At 48.4% G+C, this 20,898-nt stretch carries 18 protein-coding genes and 7 pseudogenes; 3 read left to right on the forward strand and 22 right to left on the reverse strand.

Translation table 11 applies throughout. The annotated features are described in order from the left end of the window. Positions 1–65: 65 nt before the first annotated feature. Complete coding sequence (gene pdxR / locus XI25_RS24445; RefSeq protein ID WP_046680667.1) at positions 66–1,502, forward strand: MocR-like pyridoxine biosynthesis transcription factor PdxR; 1,437 nt, start codon at positions 66–68, stop codon at positions 1,500–1,502. A gap of 102 nt (positions 1,503–1,604) precedes the next feature. Here pdxR (XI25_RS24445) and XI25_RS24450 read toward each other — a convergent pair whose 3' ends face one another. From XI25_RS24450 to XI25_RS37055, 12 genes and pseudogenes are all read right to left on the reverse strand, one after another. Beyond that, a complete protein-coding gene (locus XI25_RS24450) occupies positions 1,605–1,958 on the reverse strand; it encodes an aminotransferase class III-fold pyridoxal phosphate-dependent enzyme (RefSeq protein WP_046680668.1) in 354 nt (117 codons plus the stop codon). 2 nt (positions 1,959–1,960) lie between these two features. Then, positions 1,961–2,842, reverse strand: coding sequence for a pyridoxal 5'-phosphate synthase lyase subunit PdxS (gene pdxS / locus XI25_RS24455; protein WP_046680757.1), 882 nt, complete (start codon positions 2,840–2,842; stop codon positions 1,961–1,963). Positions 2,843–2,868: 26 nt separating this feature from the next. Beyond that, positions 2,869–3,498: pseudogene (locus tag XI25_RS24460) on the reverse strand (benzoate/H(+) symporter BenE family transporter); the annotation flags it as partial. Between the two features lie 143 nt (positions 3,499–3,641). Beyond that, entirely contained in the window at positions 3,642–4,385 is a 744-nt protein-coding gene (locus XI25_RS24465) for a YggS family pyridoxal phosphate-dependent enzyme (protein WP_046680669.1), read from the reverse strand. 30 nt (positions 4,386–4,415) lie between these two features. After that, positions 4,416–6,005, reverse strand: coding sequence for a phosphoglycerate dehydrogenase (gene serA / locus XI25_RS24470; RefSeq protein ID WP_442950434.1), 1,590 nt, complete (start codon positions 6,003–6,005; stop codon positions 4,416–4,418). A 191-nt stretch (positions 6,006–6,196) separates the two neighbouring features. Beyond that, complete coding sequence (locus tag XI25_RS24475) at positions 6,197–7,384, reverse strand: MalY/PatB family protein (RefSeq protein ID WP_046680670.1); 1,188 nt, start codon at positions 7,382–7,384, stop codon at positions 6,197–6,199. A gap of 20 nt (positions 7,385–7,404) precedes the next feature. Next, on the reverse strand, positions 7,405–7,512 hold the full coding sequence (locus XI25_RS37050; protein WP_442950435.1) for a PLP-dependent transferase: 108 nt from the start codon (positions 7,510–7,512) through the stop codon (positions 7,405–7,407). A 55-nt stretch (positions 7,513–7,567) separates the two neighbouring features. Further along, a pseudogene (locus XI25_RS32500) lies at positions 7,568–7,956 on the reverse strand (PLP-dependent transferase); the annotation flags it as partial. Between the two features lie 27 nt (positions 7,957–7,983). After that, positions 7,984–8,679 carry a YggS family pyridoxal phosphate-dependent enzyme gene (locus tag XI25_RS24485; protein ID WP_046680671.1) on the reverse strand — a complete coding sequence of 232 codons (696 nt, stop codon included), beginning with the start codon at positions 8,677–8,679 and terminating at the stop codon, positions 7,984–7,986. A 280-nt stretch (positions 8,680–8,959) separates the two neighbouring features. After that, positions 8,960–9,497, reverse strand: a pseudogene (locus XI25_RS24490) (aminotransferase class III-fold pyridoxal phosphate-dependent enzyme); the annotation flags it as partial. Between the two features lie 109 nt (positions 9,498–9,606). Further along, positions 9,607–10,291, reverse strand: a pseudogene (locus XI25_RS24495) (MOSC domain-containing protein). A 14-nt stretch (positions 10,292–10,305) separates the two neighbouring features. After that, positions 10,306–10,629, reverse strand: coding sequence for a dihydroneopterin aldolase (locus XI25_RS37055; protein ID WP_082112500.1), 324 nt, complete (start codon positions 10,627–10,629; stop codon positions 10,306–10,308). A 154-nt stretch (positions 10,630–10,783) separates the two neighbouring features. Here XI25_RS37055 and pdxR (XI25_RS24505) point away from each other — a divergent pair, with 154 nt between their 5' ends. Next, on the forward strand, positions 10,784–12,202 hold the full coding sequence (pdxR, locus tag XI25_RS24505) for a MocR-like pyridoxine biosynthesis transcription factor PdxR (RefSeq protein WP_046680672.1): 1,419 nt from the start codon (positions 10,784–10,786) through the stop codon (positions 12,200–12,202). A gap of 42 nt (positions 12,203–12,244) precedes the next feature. Here pdxR (XI25_RS24505) and XI25_RS24510 read toward each other — a convergent pair whose 3' ends face one another. From XI25_RS24510 to pdxT, 3 genes and pseudogenes are all read right to left on the reverse strand, one after another. After that, entirely contained in the window at positions 12,245–12,805 is a 561-nt protein-coding gene (locus tag XI25_RS24510; RefSeq protein WP_046680760.1) for a peroxiredoxin, read from the reverse strand. 82 nt (positions 12,806–12,887) lie between these two features. Continuing rightward, positions 12,888–13,820: pseudogene (locus XI25_RS24515) on the reverse strand (pyridoxal phosphate-dependent aminotransferase). Positions 13,821–13,988: 168 nt separating this feature from the next. After that, positions 13,989–14,582 (reverse strand): pyridoxal 5'-phosphate synthase glutaminase subunit PdxT, encoded by a 594-nt coding sequence (gene pdxT, locus XI25_RS24520; RefSeq protein WP_046680673.1) that lies wholly within the window; start codon positions 14,580–14,582, stop codon positions 13,989–13,991. A gap of 249 nt (positions 14,583–14,831) precedes the next feature. On the opposite strand from pdxT, the gene asd reads away from it, so the two are divergent. Next, the gene (gene asd / locus XI25_RS24525; RefSeq protein WP_046680674.1) at positions 14,832–15,656 is read left to right on the forward strand and encodes an archaetidylserine decarboxylase; all 825 of its coding nucleotides are present in this window, start codon (positions 14,832–14,834) and stop codon (positions 15,654–15,656) included. A 426-nt stretch (positions 15,657–16,082) separates the two neighbouring features. Here the strand turns inward: asd and XI25_RS24530 are convergent, their stop codons facing one another. The 7 genes and pseudogenes from XI25_RS24530 to XI25_RS35330 form a co-directional block, all read right to left on the reverse strand. Further along, positions 16,083–16,742 (reverse strand): hypothetical protein, encoded by a 660-nt coding sequence (locus XI25_RS24530; RefSeq protein WP_327204857.1) that lies wholly within the window; start codon positions 16,740–16,742, stop codon positions 16,083–16,085. Between the two features lie 336 nt (positions 16,743–17,078). Then, the gene (locus tag XI25_RS35325; RefSeq protein ID WP_235440305.1) at positions 17,079–17,483 is read right to left on the reverse strand and encodes a hypothetical protein; all 405 of its coding nucleotides are present in this window, start codon (positions 17,481–17,483) and stop codon (positions 17,079–17,081) included. A 96-nt stretch (positions 17,484–17,579) separates the two neighbouring features. After that, complete coding sequence (locus tag XI25_RS24540; protein WP_046680675.1) at positions 17,580–18,533, reverse strand: MFS transporter; 954 nt, start codon at positions 18,531–18,533, stop codon at positions 17,580–17,582. Beyond that, positions 18,530–19,323: pseudogene (locus tag XI25_RS24545) on the reverse strand (ABC transporter ATP-binding protein). Before XI25_RS24545 ends, XI25_RS24540 begins: the two are co-directional and overlap by 4 nt. A gap of 1 nt (position 19,324) precedes the next feature. Further along, positions 19,325–19,632, reverse strand: a pseudogene (locus XI25_RS37060) (iron chelate uptake ABC transporter family permease subunit). Next, positions 19,514–20,320 (reverse strand): FecCD family ABC transporter permease, encoded by an 807-nt coding sequence (locus XI25_RS36560; protein WP_442950436.1) that lies wholly within the window; start codon positions 20,318–20,320, stop codon positions 19,514–19,516. Before XI25_RS36560 ends, XI25_RS37060 begins: the two are co-directional and overlap by 119 nt. Continuing rightward, positions 20,208–20,807, reverse strand: a complete 600-nt coding sequence (locus XI25_RS35330; protein ID WP_235440390.1) for a hypothetical protein — start codon at positions 20,805–20,807, stop codon at positions 20,208–20,210. The genes XI25_RS36560 and XI25_RS35330 overlap by 113 nt, the downstream gene beginning before the upstream one ends. Between the last annotated feature and the right edge of the window lie 91 nt (positions 20,808–20,898).

Consider the following 20,898-nt stretch of genomic DNA (forward strand, 5'->3'; position numbering starts at 1 on the left):
CTATCCATAAACCATTCATCTGAACAATCCATAATTTCAAAATAAATGTTGGAGGTGAATCCGAGCTGCTCAAAGTGAACCGAGATGACGAACGTCCCATTTGGCAGCAGTTGCTTGACCAAGCGATCCATAATATTACGACCGGAAAATGGCCGCCTGGTGAATTATTGCTCCCATCCCGCGAGCTTGCGCAACTGATTGGGGTTTCCCGTTCAACCATCCAAATTGTGTATGAGGAGCTATTCAGTCGCGGATACACCGTAACCTCTCGCCGCGGCGGAACAAGAGTTAGCGAATGGACGTATAAGCCTCACTCGGCAGACGAAGTTCCAGCCCAAGGACCTGTTCCGCCGGAATTACCGCTATTAGACACCGCCATCGGCCATTTGCATAGCTGGTTCGGAAACAAAGAAAATGGTAGAGATGAGATCGATTTCAGTCCCCATGAACCGTATTTGGATGAGCACTTTCTAAATAATTGGCGGCAATCCTTTTTACAGGCTTCCACAGAAACAGCCCTTGACAGTTGGGCCTACGGCGATGCCTATGGATATCTGCCGCTGCGAGAACAGATTCAACGCTATTTGTCGCTTGAACGAGGCGTTCATGTGGGCGTCGATCAAATTCTGCTGACCTCAGGCGCACAACATAGCCTCGATTTGATTGCCCAAGCCCTGTTGCATGAAGGAGCAATCGTTTCGGTCGAAGATCCCGGCTTCCCTGCTGCCTGGATGGCGATGAAGTACCGGCGAATGCAAGTTGTATCTGTCCCGGTCGACGAGCATGGGCTATGCGTAGACGGCATTCACCCTGAATCCAGACTTGTATATGTTACGCCATCGCATCAGTGTGCGGTTGGCGTGATTATGTCGGAACCTCGCAGGCAGCAATTGCTGCATTTGGCTGCGGAGCAGCAGTTTTGGATCGTTGAGGATGATTACGACAGCGAATTTCGCTATCGCGGCGACCCGCTTCCCACTTTGCTCAGTCAGCGGCCTCAGAACACGTTATATATGTTGAGTTTTTCCAAAATGATCGCTCCCGGTATTCGAATGTCGGCCCTCGTTGGTCCCAAAGAGGCCATTCGTCAGCTCGCTCGCGTCCATGAATTAACTTATCGTCATCTTCCGATTATGGAGCAATTAACGCTCGCCCATTTTATCGAACACGGTCACTTCATGCGCCATATGAGAAAAGTGCGGAATATATACCGACGCAGACACGCAGCCATGACGAAAGCCCTCATTTCGACAGGCTTGACCGAACACTTCACGCTAAGCGGCGCAGAAACAGGGCTGCATATGCTGCTTGAAGCTGAGCCATCGTTTGACGAGGCTGCCGTGACGAACCTGGCGCTGGAAAGAGGAATCCGTATCTATCCGCTCAGCCAGTATGGTTTGGAAAGCACGCGACAAGGCTGGGTGCTGGGTTTCGCTAAAGTTGATGAAGCGACCATTAAAGAAGGGATTGAACGCCTGGCAGAGATCCTTTTAAACAAGTAGCTCTGCCAGCGTTTGATTATAGGGCAGCTCCGTCTGCGCTGCCATCCCGTTCTTTCAGCACCTTGCTCAGAATGCCGATCGCTTGATCGATCTCATCGCAGGTTACGCATAGGCTTGGCATAAAACGGATGACGTGAGTTCCCCCGGTAAAACAAGCAGTCCGTTCTGATGCAGTTTCTGAATGATCGGCGCAACTGGTTCTGTAAATTCAATGCCTATCAGCAATCCTAGTCCTCGAACGATACGGATGGCTGGATAAGCTTTTAACTCCTTGCGCAGCTTATCCAGCGCATATGCTCCCGTCTGTTGCGCAAGTCCCGCCATAAAGTCCAAATACGATTTCCCTTCATCATCCCATAAGGTTGTCCGATGCCCACTCACCAGTGTGAGCGGGAACTTATTATAGGTAGGAAATAAATAACTTTTATTCAGGTTAACCACCGCTTTCTCATACACTGTTACTTACCGCGTTCCTGCATCCGTTCATGCTCCTGCAAACTGGATATTTCAATTCCTTTCATCGGCGTCCCCAAGTTTTTCGATACACTAGCGATTAACGTATAATCTTCATAGTGTGTCGTGGCTTCAACAATCGCGCGCGCAAACTTCTCAGGGCTATCCGACTTAAAAATACCTGATCCTACAAAGACGCCGTCAGCGCCCAGATGCATCATTAGCGCCGCATCGGCTGGTGTTGCCACCCCGCCTGCAGCAAAGTTGACTACCGGCAGCTTGCCGGATTCGTGAACCTGCAGCAGCAAGTCATACGATACGCCGTGCAGTTTCGCTTCGTGGTACAATTCGTCTTTAGACAAACCCTGCACTTTGCGAATTTGACCGTTGATCAAGCGCATGTGACGTACCGCTTCCACAATGTTACCTGTCCCTGGTTCGCCCTTCGTGCGAAGCATGGCGGCTCCTTCCTGAATACGGCGCAGCGCTTCGCCAAGGTCTTTAGCACCACATACAAACGGTACGGTGAATTCATTCTTGCTAATATGGAAAACTTCGTCTGCAGGCGTCAACACTTCGCTCTCGTCGATATAGTCTACGCCTAACGATTCGAGTACTTTGGCTTCTACATAATGGCCGATGCGGGCTTTGGCCATCACCGGTATCGATACAACCTTCATTACCTCTTCCACAATGGTCGGATCAGCCATGCGGGCTACTCCGCCAGCTGCGCGAATATCGGAAGGCACGCGCTCCAGCGCCATAACGGCTGTTGCTCCGGCCGCTTCTGCAATCTTGGCTTGCTCGGCATTCATCACGTCCATGATGACGCCGCCTTTTTGCATTTCCGCCATCCCTCTTTTGACCCGCTCTGTACCTGTATTCATGTTCGTATTCATGTTCACGCCTCCTGTTATTTTTGTTCGGCTCGTTGTGCATCACTGAGCCGGTATTGCTTCTTACGAAACTTCCCATGAATCAATAAATGTGCAGCCAACCCCGCGACAAGTCCCCAAAATGCGCCGCCGACGCCAAGCAAGGTCACATTTGCAGCTGTTGCTAAAAACGTAATCAATGCGGTCTCACGTCCCTTTGGCTCCGTTAAAGCATTAGCGAGACTGCTGCCAATGGTACCCAGCAATGCCAATCCTGCTAATGTAGCGATGTAGGTTGCAGGAAGAATTAAAAACAGCGCAGCCAACGTCACGCCAAAAATACCGACAATCGTGTAGAAAATGCTGTAAGCAATGCCTGCAATATAACGCTTTGACGCATCCTCATGCGCGTCTTTTCCTGTGCAAATCGCTGCTGTAATGGCTGCCACATTAAAAGCATGCGAGCCAAACGGCGCTGTAAGGAGTGAGCCCAAACCCGTTACGGTCAAAATCGGATTCGCGCTTGTCTTGAACCCGTCATTGCGTAATACGAGCATACCGGGCATGTATTGTCCTTTTAAAGTAATCATAAACAGCGGCAAGGCAAGCCCCAATAAAGCCTGTAATGAAAACTCCGGAGCGACAAATACCGGTGATGCAATGCCCAGCGACTCTTGCCGCCTGAAACACGAAAATAAATGTTCCGCCGTAGTTGACGATAACAGAGATTAAAGCTGCGATTGTCGGTGATATAAAGTCGCGGCCACACAGCGCGGTTTGTTGATGTGTTCATATTTTTTCTCACCCCCTTTCACTCGTCCTGACGCGCATTTTCGTCCCAGTAATAGTTGTCCGGCAAATAACGCTCTCCGAATACTTTTGTCCCTACCCGAATGATTGTCGCTCCTTCCTCAATGGCTACCTTGAAATCACCGGACATGCCCATCGAGAGTACGTCCATTTCTACAAGCGGGAAGCTTCTTTCCTTAATTTGGGCTTGTATGGATTTCAAAAGCCGGAAGCAATGCCGGGTCTCCTCGTTTGTCGCATTCAGTTTGCCAATCGTCATCAGACCTTTTAGGTTTAACGTTTCGAATTGGGACAGTTGTTCTACCAACTCTAGTGCTGTTTCAGGAGAAGCCCCGAATTTGCTCTCCTCGTAGGACGTATTGATTTGCACCAAAATATCCATCGTCTTGTTCTCTTTGATGAGCTGCTGGTGCAGGGCCTGCCCCAATTTCAAACGGTCCACAGAATGAATGAGCGTCACATATTTGACGACATCCTTTACTTTATTTGTCTGCAAATGCCCGATAAAATGCCACTCCACCCGGTTATATTGCTGCATAAGCGGGAATTTGTCCCGAAGCTCCTGGGCTTTGTTTTCCCCAAACAGAACCTCCCCCGCCTGCATCGCCATTTGCAATTTTTCAAGCGTTACAGTTTTGGTTGCTAGCAATAATTTCACGTCCTCGGTTTTACGCCCCGATGTTTGGCAAGCTAATTCCATCTGCTGTCTTACGCTTTTGAGATTCTCTTCAACTAAATTGCTCATGTCTCCTCCCCTCTTTCCTCACGGCCCTCGTCAAAGGAGATTTCCCGTACGCGCTTGATTTCCGGTATCGCGAGTAAGGACTCCATCACGTTCCTTGATGTTTTTTTTATCGATTTTTAAGATCATCACTGCTGAGCCGCCAACTTCGTTTCGCCCGACTTGCATCGTGGCGATATTAATGCCGCTATCCCCAAGCAATGTTCCAACACGTCCAATGATGCCGGGCTTATCTTGCTGTGAAATCAACAAAACATGTCCTTCAGGTGGAAGCTCAACCGGATAGGGACCAATTTGGACAAGACGTCCGCCAACGCCGGGCAGTGATGTCCCTGTCACCCATCTCTCTTCGATGGTTGTCTTTAGTCGGATGGTAATCTCGCTGGACGCGTTCTCGGTGAGCAACGATTTTCGTACCGAAAGATGAATGTCGCGAAGCTTCGCCAGGTGAATGGCATTGACGATATTGACCTGTTCCGCGCCGAGATGGCGAGAAAGTATCCCCTTAAGCACATACGGGATGAGCGGCGATGTGTCCAAATCCGCAAGTTCGCCTGCGCATTCCACCGTGACTTCTCGGATCGCGCCATCTGTCATCTGGACAAGCGATTTCCCCAGTTGTTCACATAAGGTGAACCAGGGCTGTAATTGATTGAGCAGGTCGGATGGAACGGTTGGCATATTGACTGCACTTTTAAACGGTTCTTCTCGCAGGATATGAATCACTTGTTCAGAAACATCAACAGCGACATTCTCTTGCGCTTCCAAAGTGGACGCGCCCAAGTGAGGGGTAACGATGATTTTGGGATGCCTTAGGAATGGGTGATCCGGCGCCGGAGGCTCGTGCTCAAATACATCGAAGGCGGCGCCTGCCACAATCCCTTCATCGAGTGCTTCAACAAGCGCCGACTCGTCAATAATTCCCCCGCGCGCGCAGTTGATAATCCGCATTCCCCGTTTCATGACATCGAATTGCAGCCCCGCAATCATATGATGCGTTTCATCCGTCAGCGGCGTATGCACCGTTATAAAATCAGCTGTCCGTATGATGGTATCTACGGTCGCCAGCTTGATCCCCAGTTTTCCCGCCCTTTCCTCCGATAGAAAAGGATCGTAGCCAATAACGGTCATGCCAAACGCCGTTGCGCGTTTAGCTACTTCGATCCCGATACGGCCCAGCCCAAGTACGCCAAGCGTCTTGTTTCGCAATTCAACGCCAAGGAATGATTTGCGATCCCACTGCCCAGCAACGGTTTTGGTATAGGCTTGCGGAATATGCCGGGCGAGTGACATCATCATCGCAAAGGTATGCTCGCACGTCGTGACCGTATTGCCGTCGGGTGCATTGACCACGACAATCCCTCGGCTTGTCGCAGCATCCAGATCAATGTTGTCCACCCCAACTCCTGCCCGACCTATGACTTGCAAGCGAACGCCTGCCTCTATGATGCGCTTAGTCACTTTCGTTTGAGAACGGACGAGCAGCGCATCATAGGAATGAATGACAGAAATGAGCTCCTCTTCGCTCAGCTCCGTTATTTTGGCGACCTCCACATCTTCAGCATGCGTCAACTGCTGCAATCCAAAATCACTTATTGGATCTGATACCAGAACTTTAAACATGATCTTCCCTCCCTCTCTATGCGAAGACTGTACGATAATGAATGCGGGCTTGTAGTCTGTATACCCAGGTGTTTGAGAAACACAACGTCAGTTTATCAAAGTATGGTTTGTTTCTATATATCCAAAAACGATGTATTTGAGCAATCCATAAAAACCGCAAGAATCGCCAGGATTCCTGCGGTCTATTTTTGTTATGAACGGATTGCGTTCTCCTCCTGAATCGCTCCGGCAAACTTATCCAGCGCCTTCAGCAGCAAAGCGCGCGGACATGCCAGATTCACGCGCAAGTAACCGGCTCCTTGTTCGCCGAATACGGAGCCTTCGACGAAGGCGACGCCCGCCTTGTCGAACATGAGCCGTTTCAGCTCCGCAGGCTTGTCCGAGATCGCTGTACAGTCCAGCCATACCATATACGTTCCTTCCGGCGACATCGCTTTCACCTGCGGCAAATGCTCCGTCACGTAGGCGAGCAACGCATCGCGATTGCCCTCCAAATAGACGAGCAGTTGGTCCAGCCATTCGTCACCGTGCGTATAGCTTGCCTCGGTCGCGGTCAGGCCGAAGTACGACTCCATATGAATGGACAGCGTTTTGAGCGCCGTATTGTATTGGCGGCGAATATCCGCATTCGGGATGACGACGGCTGCCGCCTGCAAGCCCGCGAGATTGAACGTTTTGCTCGGCGCAATGCAGGTAATGGAGTGCTGCGCGCACGCCTCGGACAAAGCGGCGTACGGCACGTGCTTATGCCCGGAGAAGACGAGATCGTGATGAATTTCGTCCGCGACGACAAGCAATCCGTGCTTTGTGCAAATTTCCGCCACCCGCTCCAACTCCTCGCGCGTCCACACGCGTCCGCCCGGATTGTGCGGCGTACACAGCAGTAGCACTTTCGCCCCGGCCGCGGCCTGCTTTTCAAGCAGCTCGAAATTCATCTCGTATCGGCCGTCCCGAAGGATTAGCGAATTGTTCACGATCTCCCGCCCATTCATTCGAATGACATCGTAGAACGGATAATAAACCGGCGATTGCAAAATAATGCCGTCTCCCGGCTGCGTGAACGTCTGCACCGCCAGACTCAGGGCAGGCACGACTCCTCGGCTGGATGAAAGCCAGTCTTGCTCGATTCTCCATCCATGGCGTCGCGACAGCCATCCGACAATCGCATCGTAATAGCTTTGCGGTCGCATCGTATACCCGTAAATGCCATGCTCCGCTCGATGTTTAATTGCCTCTACGACTTCCTTCGGGGGTTCGAAATCCATGTCCGCTATCCACAAAGGCAAAATATCGGAGCGCCCGAACAGCTTCTCGGATTGATCCCACTTGTAGGAGGCTGTCCCCGTCCGGTCGATGTGTTTGTCGAAATCGTATTTCATGAGTTTTCCTCCGATCCGTTTTATCCGCTGATTTCCTGTTCCGCAGCCTCGATCGCTTGCCGCAGATCCTCCAAAATATCGTCCGCATGCTCGAGCCCGACGGAAAACCGCAGCAGCCGGTCATCCATGCCGACCGCGCGGTGAATTTCTTCCGGAATGTCTGCGTGCGTCTGCACCGCCAAATGGGATCGTAGGCGTCTCAATCAGCATGGCCTTCGTATTCAGCTTGCGGTGCGATTCCAGCGCATCCAGATCTTTCGTATCGATATAGGTCGCCGTCACGTCGAATCCGGACAGCACTTGCTCCAGCAGACGTTAGGTTCCCCCGTACAGATCGAGCGACACGAGCAAATGATCTCCGGTACTGAACAAGGAGAAGACGATCTGCAGCGCGGCCATGCCCGAGCTAGTCGTAAAGCCTGCGTCCCCGCTTTCCAGATCGGCGCGTGTCGGGCTTTTCGATCGGGGTAATCGAAGCCTGTGCTCTGCCCAAGGCGGGGATGTTGAAATGCGGTGGACGGATAGATCGGAAAGCTTACCGCTCCGGTCTGAGGATCGTTCTGCGATCCGATTTGGGCTAAGCGATCTTTCCATTTTCATCATGATTCGTGTGCCTCCTTTCCAACTAATACCGATCCAAGCCTCAACCAGGTAGCCCCTTCTTCGATCGCAACTTCGAAATCATTGGACATCCCCATGGAAAGATGTTCCACAGGATAGGAAAAAATATCTCTTATATTAAGTTCATCGCGTAACCGTTTCAATTCTCTAAAAACCGGTCTAGTCGCTTCAGCATCGAGCTCGTACGGGGCCATCGTCATCAACCCCACGACTCGAATCTGTTTCATCCGTGAAACTTCCTGCGCAAATGAAAATAAAGCTTCCGGAGAAAGTCCTTGTTTACTCTCCTCCCCCGAAACGTTAACCTGAATAAAACAATTTACGACGATATTCAAATCAGCGGCCTTCTTCTCTATTTCTTTCATCAAGGATAAGCGATCTAATGAATGTATATACTCAAATTTACCGATAACATCTTTTACTTTATTGGTTTGCAAATGACCGATAAAATGCCACGTTCCTCGTGGATGGAAGGCCTCCCATTTAGATTGAGCTTCTTGCGTACGGCTTTCGCCGACATGGCCTATACCAGACAACAATACTTGCTCCACGGTTTCCATCGTCGTATATTTCGTCACAGCTATGATCTGGATCTCCTCTTCGCTTCTGCCGCATCGCCCGCAAGCTTCGCGGATGCGATGTTCGACCGTGGACAGACGATCTTGCAAATTCATTGGATCACTCCTCTTATCTTACGGGTTGCTTGTCCCTCTCAAAATTTCCGATTGCAAAGCCAAAAGCGGCGTTCGTTCTGTCGTCACTATTTTTGTCCATTTCGCGAAAGGAGGCTTCGGCCGCCTCAAGCGTGTCGTCGATATCCTGCTCCGTATGGGCCGTCGTCAGAAACCAAGCTTCGTATTTCGACGGTGCCAGATTGACGTTGCGATCGAGCATATGCCGAAAAAAAGCGGCAAATGCTTCGCCGTCCGTGTCCTGCGCCTCATCATAATTGGTGACTTCCTGCGCGATGCTGAACGGCACACCTGCACTATCCGGCATCCCCAGTGTGGAAGGCCCAGATCCCGCCGCAACGAGCACAAGATCCGAATGGCCGTGGTAGCAGCCAGCAAATTTGATGATTTTAATCCTGCCCGTATAAGCGCGTGCGATGCGGATCGTCGTCATGACCGATTCGGTGCCGGAATTGACGAAACGGACCTTTTCCATGGAAGGGATGGCTTCTTTGAGCATACATGCCATTTTTATTTCGAGCTCGGTAGGTGTGCCGTATAGCAAGCCGTTTTCAGCGACGCGCGTGATCGCCGCTGTGATGTGAGGGTGGGCATGTCCAGTAATGATCGGGCCAAAGGCCGCCAAATAATCGATGTAGCGGTTGCCGTCTTCATCCCAGAAGTAAGCGCCTCTGGCCCTCTTCATAAATACGGGCGCTCCGCCGCCTACCGCCTTAAATGAACGAGACGGGCTGTTGACGCCCCCGACGGATATGCTGAAGTGCTTCCCGGTAAAGCTGTTCAGAACGAGTACGATTCATTATGGATTCAATTCTTCATTACAAAATACGCGCCATTAACGACGTGAATAAACGAAGTTTCATGGATGGATGTTCGGCCAGGGACAGACGACATTGCAGATTCATTGCCTTACGTGTTGCCTGTAAGTCTTTCTCGAGAATCCGTCTCGGTTCCCGCCAAACGTTTTAGAAACGTATTTCTCCAATTCAAGGACAATTCTTCCACTTCGAGGATTTGTCTGATGCCCTCGATATTATCCTTCTCTCGGTGCATAATCCGATTGGCAAATGAAACTGAAATTTCCTTAGGATGACGATGAAGAAGCGATAGTCCGTCGTCTTTAGAGACAACCCCCTCTGCCAGAACGCGGAAGTAAAATCCCGTATAGCCCGTTTGTTGTACCTTCAAGAGCATATCCGGTACACCGTGCCTGATCGTCAACTTGTAACAAGGTTGTCTCGGCTGACTAACTTGAACGATTGCTTTACCAAGCTCAAAAAACGTCCCCAATGCAGACATCAGTTTCCAACAAGCCTTTTATCGTTAAATTTTCCCCTAAGGCCCCATACTCTAACGGTCTTTTCAATTCATTTTCCCAAAATGGATAGTGTTCGTAAGGATAGACGCATACAGCCTTCTCCCTGCCTCCATGATGAACGAGATCACCCTGCCCATCCCCTTCAAAGTTTAGATAAGATAAATGCAAAGCTTCGTCTGTAGCCGTTTTGAATATTCCTGTGGACACATCTTTCTGTTGAAATTGGACCTGCTTGGGCATGCCCACATTTAATGAAAGAATTTCAATAGATGCCATTTGAATCACCTCACTCAAAGATTTGGATCAATAAGTTTGCTGTTGCGACTATATACCACGTTCTTGTATTCGTTTACGACGAATCTCAACAGCAAGCCCTGAAAAATGAATTGCAACCGGAGGGTTCTCTTGGTCACACGAATCGTAACCTCACTGATCCTGGAGTACGAATCCAGAAGGGTGGATGCAATGTTTTCGGCCAAAGCTTCTACCAAGGCAACTGGTGGACCCTCGACTACTTTTTTAATCACCTCATACAAATCGGCATAATTTATTGTCAACTCCAAACCATCCGCCACCCCTGCGGGAGACGAATCAAGATATAAAACTACATCGATCGTCCACTATGCGAAAACTGTACGGCATTGCATAGAAGAAGAACACTATGCTAGTATATCAATAGGTGGATTGGTTACATACATCCAAAAGTTATGTATTCGAGCAATCCAAAAAGGGCGCTAATTTCACTTCATTCCATACGGGGGGATCAAATTGCTGAAAGTAAACCGGGACGATAAAAGACCCCTATGGCAGCAATTGCTCGATCAAGCCATCGATCATATTAACAATGGTGTCTGGAAACCAGGGCAGCTCTTGACGCCCACTCGAGAGCTCGCCCAGCAGTTGGGAGTGTCCCGCTCCACCATCCAAATTGTGTATGATGAACTGCTAACCCGTGGTTATACGGTAACATCAGGACGCGGGGGGACACGCGTTAATGATTGGATTCAGATCACTGACAAATGTGCTCCCTCACTTGATCCGCCACAGCTTCCTGAACTGCCTTTGCTGGTCGAACAGTCGCAACACTGGTTTAGAAGTAAGGATAATCAGGAATCGGTCATTGATTTTAGTCCCTATCAACCTTTTGTAGATACGCAGTTGTTAAAAGCGTGGCGCAAATCGTATTTGAATGCCTCTTCCCAATTCAATGTTTCTTCCTGGTTTTACGGGGATGCTTATGGTTTTGAGCCGTTACGCCGACAAATCCAACGATATTTATCGCTAGAACGCGGGATTCATGTGCAAACGGATCAAATCTTGCTAACATCCGGGGCCCAGCACAGTATTGATCTCATCGCACAAGCACTTTTGACCAAAGGAGATATCGTAACCGTCGAGGACCCAGGCTATCCGGTTGCTTGGATGACGATGAAATACCGGCAAATGAAGGTTACTCCAGTTCCTGTTGATGAGCACGGCCTTGTCATAGAGAAGGTGCCCGCTGACGCGAAGCTCATACTTGTGACCCCTGCTCATCAGTGTGCCGTAGGTGTAATGTTATCAGAACCACGCAGGCAACAGCTTTTGCATAGAGCCGCTCAGCAACGTGCATGGATTGTCGAGGATGATTATGACAGTGAATTCCGGTACCGTGGAGATCCGATGCTCACTTTATTTAGCCAACTTCCACAAAATTGTCTCTATTTAATGAGTTTCTCGAAATTGACCATGCCGGGCATTCGCATATCCGCTATTGTCGGCCCTGCCGAAGCCATTGCACAACTGGCTCGCGTGCAAGCATTCACCTATCGCCACCTCCCGATCATGGAACAAGTGGCACTAGCACATTTTATCGAGCATGGGTATTTTATGCGCCATATGCGACGAGCCAGAAATATTTATAGACGTCGTCATGAAGTCATGCAAAAGGCGATTACAGCCAGTGGTCTCGGAAACAAGTTCACGTTGCAAGGGATTGAAACCGGCTTGCATGTACTACTGGAAGCGGATGAATCGTTTGACGAGGATACGATGACCCTTCGGGCGCTTCAGGGCGGAGTTCGGGTACACCAGCTTCATTCCTATTGTTTGGAGAGTAGACGCAAAGGGTGGGTATTGGGCTTTGCCAAGGTAGACGAAAGGCTTATCGTGGAAGGCATGTATCGACTTGCTGAAACGGTCTTGTAGCATGCTCTGGATATAACACATCATCCTGTGATGTAACAGGTTTTAGGTTTTTCGCGATGAAAGCCACGCCATTACATCCGAGGCATTTCGCTCCGGTAGAAACACTGGATAGAACACATGCTCAATCCTTCCATTATCGATAATCAAGGTTAGCCTTTTGATGAGTGTCATTCCTCCCACTTCAAGAAGTGGGAGTTCCAAAGCGCGAGAAAGGGAGAGCGAACTGTCTGACAACAGAGGGAACGGCAGATGAAGCCGCTCGGCGGCTTCTTTTTGGTAGTCCGTGGATTGAGTTGAAAGACCGAACAGCCGCTCGACGCCCATCCCCTTCAGCTCGGCAAAATGATCGCGAAATGCGCACGATTGCGAAGTGCAGCCGCGTGCCCCGGGGATTGCATCCCATCCTTCCAGAGCGCCGCCGACTGCGGGGCTTGTACGCGGATACGCGTAGACAACGGTTAAGCCGCCTTCTGCAAGGTCAACAGTAGTGCCGTCAGTTGCAGCCAGACCGATGCTGGGGATCTGTAGGCAACTAAGATGCGCGACCTTCCCGACATCTTCCGGCAGGGCAAGATGCCCCGGCCCAAATTCTTTTTCAGCCATTGCAGCTTCTCTTCCCTTCTCCATCTGTCCTTATTTCTTACGCTTAATCACAAAACCATTTTCTATTTTCTCAAACCCGACTTTAGGATAGTACGCCATTGCACTTGGTGCGGCCAATAATCTTGTCGTTCTGTTCAGCACTTCCAACCGTTACTCTGATGTGGGTTGGAAAACCCAGGGCATGGCCTCCCCGTATGATAATGCCTCTCTTAAGCAACTCATCAAACATGGTTTTGGACGGGCGTTGTACATCAACCAAGATAAAGTTGCCATGCGGTTCGAAATAACGTAATCCCATATTGTCAAATTCTGAACTGAGTTGAATGACCCCTTCCCGATTGTGCATACGGCATCTCTCGACGAACGCCTGATCTTCCAGCGATGCAAAGGCTGCTGCCTGTGCGAATCGACTCGTATTAAACGGTTCCCTGACCTGATTGATTGTACGGATCACATCAGGGTGTCCGATCCCGTATCCAATTCGCATGGAAGCCAGTCCATATATTTTCGAAAATGTCCGGAGAAGAACAAGATTAGGATAGTCCTTCAACAGACGAAGCCCGTCCGGATAATCTTTATGCGTGACATAATCGGAATAGGCTTCGTCCACCACGACACGAGCACATGTGGCGGAACCAGGCGCAGAAAGCGCTCTAATTCAGAATGACTAACCATCGTTCCCGTCGAATTATTGGGATTGCAAATCCAGACAATTTTAAGTTCGCTCGTTCATTCTTGACAGCATGCCATGGAGATCATGTTTCCCCTCTTTATTATGCGGGACCTCAATGCAGACTGCGTTTTCTATCTCTGAATTATGTTTGTATTGGGGAAAAGTGTGCGTCGACATCATCGTCTCATCCCCCGCAACCAAATAAGCACGAGCCAGCATCAGAATCACCTCATCCGACCCTGAGCCCAAAATAATCTGATTGAGCTGAACATCGAGCAGCTCAGCCACCTTGAGCCGCAATGCACCAGCTTCGCCGTCTGTATAGTAATGGATGTTTTCCATTTATGCACGGATTGCCACAATCGCTCTTGGTGAGCAACCAAATGGATTTTCGTTGGAGGCTAGCTTGATCACCTCCGTCAAACCCAATTCACGCTTCACTTCTTCAATCGGTTTCCCCGGCTGATATACAGGCAAATGCAGCACATTCGTTTTCGGTTCATTCGTTTCTCATCCTCTTACGCAATCTCTTGATTCAAGGACCATTTGTAGAAAATAGGAATGTAATGAAGTATCATCAGTCAATTCAGGGTGAAAGGAGGTCGCGAGTAAAAGTCCTTGTCTTGCTGCTACAATTCGGTCATGAATGGTTGCTAAAACCTCGACACCAGTGCCTACCTCTTGGATTAGAGGAGCTCGAATAAATACGGCCCGAACAGATTGAGGGATACCTTTTATCGACAAAACAGTTTCGAAGCTTTCTTTCTGCCGTCCGAAGGCATTGCGAGATACTCTCATATTCATGAGAGAAAGATGAGCTTCCTCACCACTATCTATTTCATTGGCAAGAACAATCAGTCCTGCGCAGGTACCAAATATAGGTTTTCCAGACATAGCAAACAATCGAATCTCCTCGATAAACCCATATTTCTTCATCATTTTCCCTATTGTTGTGCTTTCACCTCCAGGAATAATGATGCCATCTATACCGGTTAATTGTTCTTTTCGTTTGATGGCAATGCCAACTGCACCAACTTCATGAATCATGTTCAGATGCTCTTCCACTGCCCCTTGTAGTGCTAAAACGCCTATTTTCGTTTCCATAATCGCCCTCGTTCCTGCATGCTATTTATTCGCTTAAAATTTGGAAATCTCGATACAAGATCATAAGTTGAGTATAATATCGAATTTACGATAAGACTATTCTGTTAATATTATAAAAACGATAGTTTTATCCTATGATTCAAGCAAACCTATCATTGCGATAGGCAAATCATAATTGATGCGGCTTGAAACCCTGTTATATAATGCTTCTTAAATCATTTTATAATCAAAGAAAAGTTGGCGATACTTATGGCGATTCAACGTTTATTTCATACGTTAACTGAACTGACATCTCATAAATGGTCCTCAAAGTTGATCGGGTCATTTACTAAAACAAGAACCAGCCGCTGGCTTCTTCCCTGGTATTCCAGAGCGTATGGAATTCGTACCGAGGATGCTGAAAAGCCTTTGAAAGCTTATCAGTCATTAAATGAGTTTTTTATTCGACGTTTGAAGGACGGCCTTCGTCCGATTAATCCAGATAACGCCGCGTTAGTCAGTCCCGTGGATGCCACCATTACCGGAATAGGCCGAATAGACGATAAAAGTGCAATCCATGTTAAAGGCCAGAATTATACTACGGACGAGTTGTTGGGTTCTGCTCCAACCTTTAACAGATATCGTGGAGGTTTCTTTATTGTACTTTATTTGAGTCCATCTGATTATCATCGCGTTCACTCACCGGTTACCGGAACGATCATTGCGAAGAACCATATTTTAGGAAGAACGTATCCTGTAAACGAGTTTGGGTTAAAGCATATGCACAAAGTATTAAGTCGTAACGAGCGACTGATCACTTATATGAGGCATCTATACGGCATTTTATCTATCGTTAAAGTCGGTGCAATGAACGTAAGCAGTATCAATTATACGAACTCGCTCGCGACCCATCTCAATAAAGGGGATGAGCTTGCTTATTTTGAGTTCGGGTCAACCGTTGTTCTTTTCGTTGAGAACGGATCTTTCGAGTTTCTCCAAGAGCTATGTTTAGGAAGCCAGGTACGTGTAGGTGAACCACTAGGTTATTGGGGGGCAGGCTTTCAGAACGGACAGAAAATGGATGCGGGCAACTAACAACGTAAATTTAGTTACTCATCTCGTTTGCACCTATTAAACCATTTCCTACATCAACATTCGTAATGTAGGAAAGCTGCATATCTGATATATTGAGCAGTTCCGCCAATTCTGTTTGGAACACCTAATCGACAAGGGTCCTCCACAATGTACCCAATTTTGTGACAAAATCCTACAATGTGGTCACTTTTTTGCATTTTTTAATTACAATTTTGGGTACATAAAAATAATAAAAGCCCGACAAATCAGGCCTTTCAGCTTTATTAAATGTAGACACTTTTGTGTCATTAGACAGGACCGTTTCAGCCCTCTTTCTCGGGTAAACATAAAATAAACCAAAGATCCGCAACAAAGAAGCGTCAAAGAGGTAGTGAACTGTTGTTTGACGCTTCAATTAACGAGAATTTGTGGATCCCCGCGTTGCTTCTATCGGCAAGTCAGGTTAGCCAATCGCCGTATCTCATCGCTCAACCTTCGATTGACTGGATACACTTCTTCTATGAAATTTAAAATACGAAGAGCCGATTCGGGAACATGATCGTAACCCTGTATCATATCTCCTATGATTTCCGCAAAACGGGGGTATCTCCTCTCTAGCCGCCTCTCATTGCCGAATGGGTCGGGAAAGTAGTCCACCTCTTGCTCCAGTAGATGGAGCACGGATAGAATCCTGTCCACTGCGTAACCTTGAACAAACCTCGTCGCGGATAGACGCTCTCCCCTTGCATAGCGACCGAGCCCCACGTATAGATTTGTTAACGCTTCATTCAAAGGAAAGTCCAAGGAATCCACTTTTAGGCTGGGGACCGGATTGGAAGGTTTGGCGATTGCCGTATTGGCATACATGGGGTCCTTCCATATGACCCGGCCTTCCGTATAGGTCGCGTTCGCCAGCTCCCATTCCTCGAATACAGCATATTCCCCGAAAATACCGTCCTCGAACAGTACTTTGTAGCCAACATCCGAATTCTTAAACGAATAGGCAAGAGGGTGTACGTCCTCGAGCCAATCCAATCGGTCTATATATCTGTTTTTCTCCCCGGGCTTTACAATGACAAAGAAATCTAAATCCGAATATTCATCCAACCGTCTTGTCTCGACCCCAACGGAACCAACTCCTAATAATAAAAAAAGCTCCCCCCTTGCGTTCGAGCGACTTGCCGATCTCGCCCAGCCGCTGTAACAGCAATTCTGTTCTCAACATTACGAATCCTCCCCTAGTTTTGGAATACAAAAAGGGTCCAACCCACTTCTCAGCGAGGTTGAACCCAAAGGTTGCATTGCCTTTATTATCCTGCCATTAAATTATCACGTATTCTTGTTGCTGTCAATCGAAAAGGAAATCTAAATTTAAAATCCACAATTAAATTAAAGACTAAGCCAAGTAATTAATACCTCAAGGGTATGCTACCTGAAATTACATTACTTCCGCTCTCCCTTGAGCATACAAATGCAACCAAATGCGGCAAAAGCTAATGTTCCGCACACAGCAGCCGATACGGAGAAGGCTCTGACGTAATCCGATAGGCCTGCTTCAGCAAAGGACGCATGGAGCGAAAAGGAAAACAAAATGCTTATAAGCGCCACGCCCAAAGCATTCGCTATATACATAAAGGTGGTAAACAGCCCTGAACCGGTTCCAGCCGATGCCGTCGGCACGCGCTTCAATATCGTGTTGGCAAGCGGCGTTGTAGCCATGCCCAGCCCAAATCCATATACCAACAGAATCAATATGTTTTGGATCTGGAGTAAATGGACCCCATCCGCATGCAGAGACCAAATCAACAAAAATAAGCAAGTCCCCATCGTAAGAACGCCTGTTTTCAATACCTTATCCCCCCCATCTTTTCACCATTCGCGACGAAAATAATGAAGTGGAAAAACATCCTAAGCCAATCGGCAAAAAAAACAAGGCTTGTCGATTTAAGATCGAAATGCAGTCCCGCCTGCAAATAATAATTTAATATGAAGAAAAAAAGTAAACATGCTGGAATAAACAACTACCTCCGTGATAATTCCGATCCGGAATGAACCTATTTTGAAGATGGAAAGTTCCATGAGCGGCGTGCGTCCCGTCTCTTCTCTCCGCTTCTGCGTAAGAACAAATACCAGCAAAAGCAAAACGGATAAAAGCAAGCATCCCCAGGTCCATATCGGCCAGCCTTGTTTTTGCCCTATCGTTAACGGATAAATGAGTGATAGCAATCCAGGCATAACTAGAGCCAGACCGATCCAGTCGATACCTTGATTGGCATGCCCGCGCGATTCCGGAACAATCGGCAATCCCATCAGCACTAGCAACCCAAATGGCACATTAAAGAAAAAGACAATTCTCCAGCCAAGGCCGAATAGGTTCCAGTCCACCAAAAAACCGCCCAAAATCAGGCCAAGGGTGAAGCCAATGCCAATTACGGCCCCGTAGATGGCAAAAACTAACCCCTTTTCGCTCTGATGGAAGCCGCTCTGCAAAATTGACAGAACCTGCGGTTGAATCATCGCTGCTGATAATCCCTGAATGATGCGAATGATAATGAGTAAAGTTGGGTCCGACACCAATCCTGCGAACAGGCACATACAAGTAAAACCCAAAACTCCGATCATTAACATGCGTCTTCTGCCATAGATGTCACCCAGCTTCCCGCCCAAAATCAAAGCAACGGCAAGACCTACCGAATAACCTGAGAAAATAAGCTGCGCTTCGGCGAAGCTGGCATGTACGCTCGTTTGCATCAACGGAAGTGCCACCTGCATCATGTAATTATTCAACGAAATCAAAAGCGTCGGCAGCAAGATCAAGCTCAAAGCAACCCAGCGGCGCGGATCGGCCTGCGGTGCCGCATCAAGTTCCCTTGTATGGACAGTGGATGGTTCATTCATTTAATTCCCTCCCTACACCGGTCTCTAATCGGATTAAACGCAAAGGCCAGTCTCCCGTTCACCGGATTGGCGTAGATTTCACAGTCGATATCATAGACATGCTGGACAAGAGCTTTGGTCAACACTTGCTCTGGTGTGCCGCTCGCCACGATCTCCCCATTCTTAACTGCATACAGCACATCGCAATACAGCGCCGCAAGCGACAAGGTCATGCAGTGCCGCCAAGGTGCCGATTCGCAGCGATTTGACGGCAGACAATAGCTGCAGCTGATATTTGATGTCCAAATGATTGGTTGGTTCATCCATAACAAGCAGCTCAGGCTGTTGTGCAATGGCACGGGCCAGAATGACCCGCTGCTTCTCGCCCCCAGAAAGCGTAAAATAACTGCGGTCCGAATAATGGAGAAGATCCACCTTGCTAAGGGCCTCATTCACGATTGTATAGTCCTCTTTGCGATCGAACTCCAAAAGTTGTTTATGCGGGGTACGACCCATCATCACCATTTCATGCACCGTGAAATCAAAATTCATATCGTTAAATTGTCCGACTACGGCCATCTTTTTTGGAGACGGTCTTCGGACTCGATTTACAAACATCGATCCCATCCAAAAACACCGCCCCCCGCTGCGGTTTGATCACCTTGTAGATCGTTTTTAGCAGCGTGGATTTACAGCAGCCGTTAGGTCCGATTAAACCAACGAATTTGCCTCGACCAACATAAAGCGAAATCTCATTGACAATACGGATTCCGTTCATGGAAACAACAACCTCATTGACCGCCAGCTCCATGTTACTTCCCTCCAAATCCGTAATTTTTCTTCAACAGCATATACATCAGCATTGGTGCGCCAAGAATTGCCGTTACAATTCCGAGCGGGAGTTCGCTGTTTGGAATAATCGTCCTCGCCAGCACATCCGTCCAAATGAGAAAGATAGCGCTACAGGCAAAAGCCGTTTGTGGTCTGAGCCCACCATGCTCCTAGCGATATGCGGAACGATAAGCCCGACGAAACCGATAATGCCGCATGTGGCAACAAGCGTCCCCGTCAAAACCGAAGAAATGACCATATACAATCCTCGATAGGCTTTCAGGTTCATGCCAAGCGTCACGGCCGCTTCGTCCCCCATCAGCATCGTATTTAGCACCCGCGCCTGCATGATAAAAAAAGAATACGGCGACGGCCGTTATGCTTCCAATCAGCGGCAAGTTGTCCCATTTGGCGGAAGCAAGGCTTCCCATCGTCCAGAATGTGACTGTGCGGATTCCCTCGGAACTGCTGGCCATATATATGATGAAATTGGAGCATGCACTGCATAATGCATTGACTACGGTACCCATCAGCACCAGCTTCGCAGATGATATTTTCCCGCCCAAATTTGCCAGTGTCATCACTGCTCCGGCCGCTACTAACGCCCCGGTAAAAGCCCAGAAGGCGACTCCCATGTTTCCTGCTATACCGGCTGCCCCGATCCCCAACATAATGGAGAATGTTGCACCTAACGAGGCGCCTGACGAGATGCCGAGAATATAAGGATCCGCGAGCGGATTCTGCACGAAAGCCTGCATGACCGTCCCGCATAAGGCAAGCCCTGCGCCAACAATCATGGCCAGCAATACCCTTGGAAAACGAATGTTCCAAATGATATCGGCGGCAGCCGCTGGCATCGTCTCATCAAAATGATCTGGCGCAATCCCAAGGATCTGCTTTATGACAATCCGCATCGCATCCGCAAAAGATACCGATACTTGCCCGATCGACAAAGCCAATCCGATGGAATAAATCAAAGCGAAAGCCAACATACAAATCATGAGGACAAAAGCAGAACGTCTTCTTGCCAGCTTTCCTAAATCGGGCCAACGTCCTTTTGTTGGCTTCTGTTTTTGCAGTGCAAACATAATTTATCGCCCTCCGAATAACTCTGATGTATGAATTGGGCCACTTTCTTATACAAATCTGCGAGGGTTCTAAGCTGCCCCGGACGGCATTGGTATAATCGGCAACCATGACATTCCCGCTCTGAATCTCTTTGATATTCTTGAAACGCGGATTTGTGAGCAGCTTGTTTTTGATTTTTTCAAGATCTGTTTCCTGAAAATGGGTTAGTATGATTTTATCCGGATTCGCGGCAATGATCGCCTCGGTTTGTATTTCGATACCCCCGTCCGACATCTGCATGTACTCTCCGCCCGACCCTTCGATCATTCCATCAATCACGCACCACGATGGAGGATAATAATCATAATTTTCACGTCCGGAGCTTGCAAGCAGCATATCAAATCTCGAATATAGCATGACCAATTGATAATCATTATCATTGAAAATGAAACTGCGTTCTACCTGCTAAGGTATTTTCTTTCCCTAT

The organism is Paenibacillus sp. DMB20 (assembly GCF_000987955.1).
GTDB lineage: Bacteria > Bacillota > Bacilli > Paenibacillales > Paenibacillaceae > Paenibacillus_AQ.

Coding starts and splice junctions, on each gene's coding strand:
- pdxS (WP_046680757.1), bottom strand. CDS start 2,842: ATGAATACAGGTACAGAGCGGGTCAAAAGAGGGATGGCGGAAATGCAA.
- XI25_RS24465 (WP_046680669.1), bottom strand. CDS start 4,385: ATGAGCAATTTAGTTGAAGAGAATCTCAAAAGCGTAAGACAGCAGATG.
- serA (WP_442950434.1), bottom strand. CDS start 6,005: ATGTTTAAAGTTCTGGTATCAGATCCAATAAGTGATTTTGGATTGCAG.
- XI25_RS24475 (WP_046680670.1), bottom strand. CDS start 7,384: ATGAAATACGATTTCGACAAACACATCGACCGGACGGGGACAGCCTCC.
- XI25_RS37050 (WP_442950435.1), bottom strand. CDS start 7,512: ATGGATGACCGGCTGCTGCGGTTTTCCGTCGGGCTCGAGCATGCGGAC.
- XI25_RS24485 (WP_046680671.1), bottom strand. CDS start 8,679: ATGAATTTGCAAGATCGTCTGTCCACGGTCGAACATCGCATCCGCGAA.
- XI25_RS24510 (WP_046680760.1), bottom strand. CDS start 12,805: ATGGCTGAAAAAGAATTTGGGCCGGGGCATCTTGCCCTGCCGGAAGAT.
- pdxT (WP_046680673.1), bottom strand. CDS start 14,582: ATGGAAACGAAAATAGGCGTTTTAGCACTACAAGGGGCAGTGGAAGAG.
- asd (WP_046680674.1), top strand. CDS start 14,832: ATGGCGATTCAACGTTTATTTCATACGTTAACTGAACTGACATCTCAT.
- XI25_RS24540 (WP_046680675.1), bottom strand. CDS start 18,533: ATGAATGAACCATCCACTGTCCATACAAGGGAACTTGATGCGGCACCG.
- XI25_RS35330 (WP_235440390.1), bottom strand. CDS start 20,807: ATGCTGCTTGCAAGCTCCGGACGTGAAAATTATGATTATTATCCTCCA.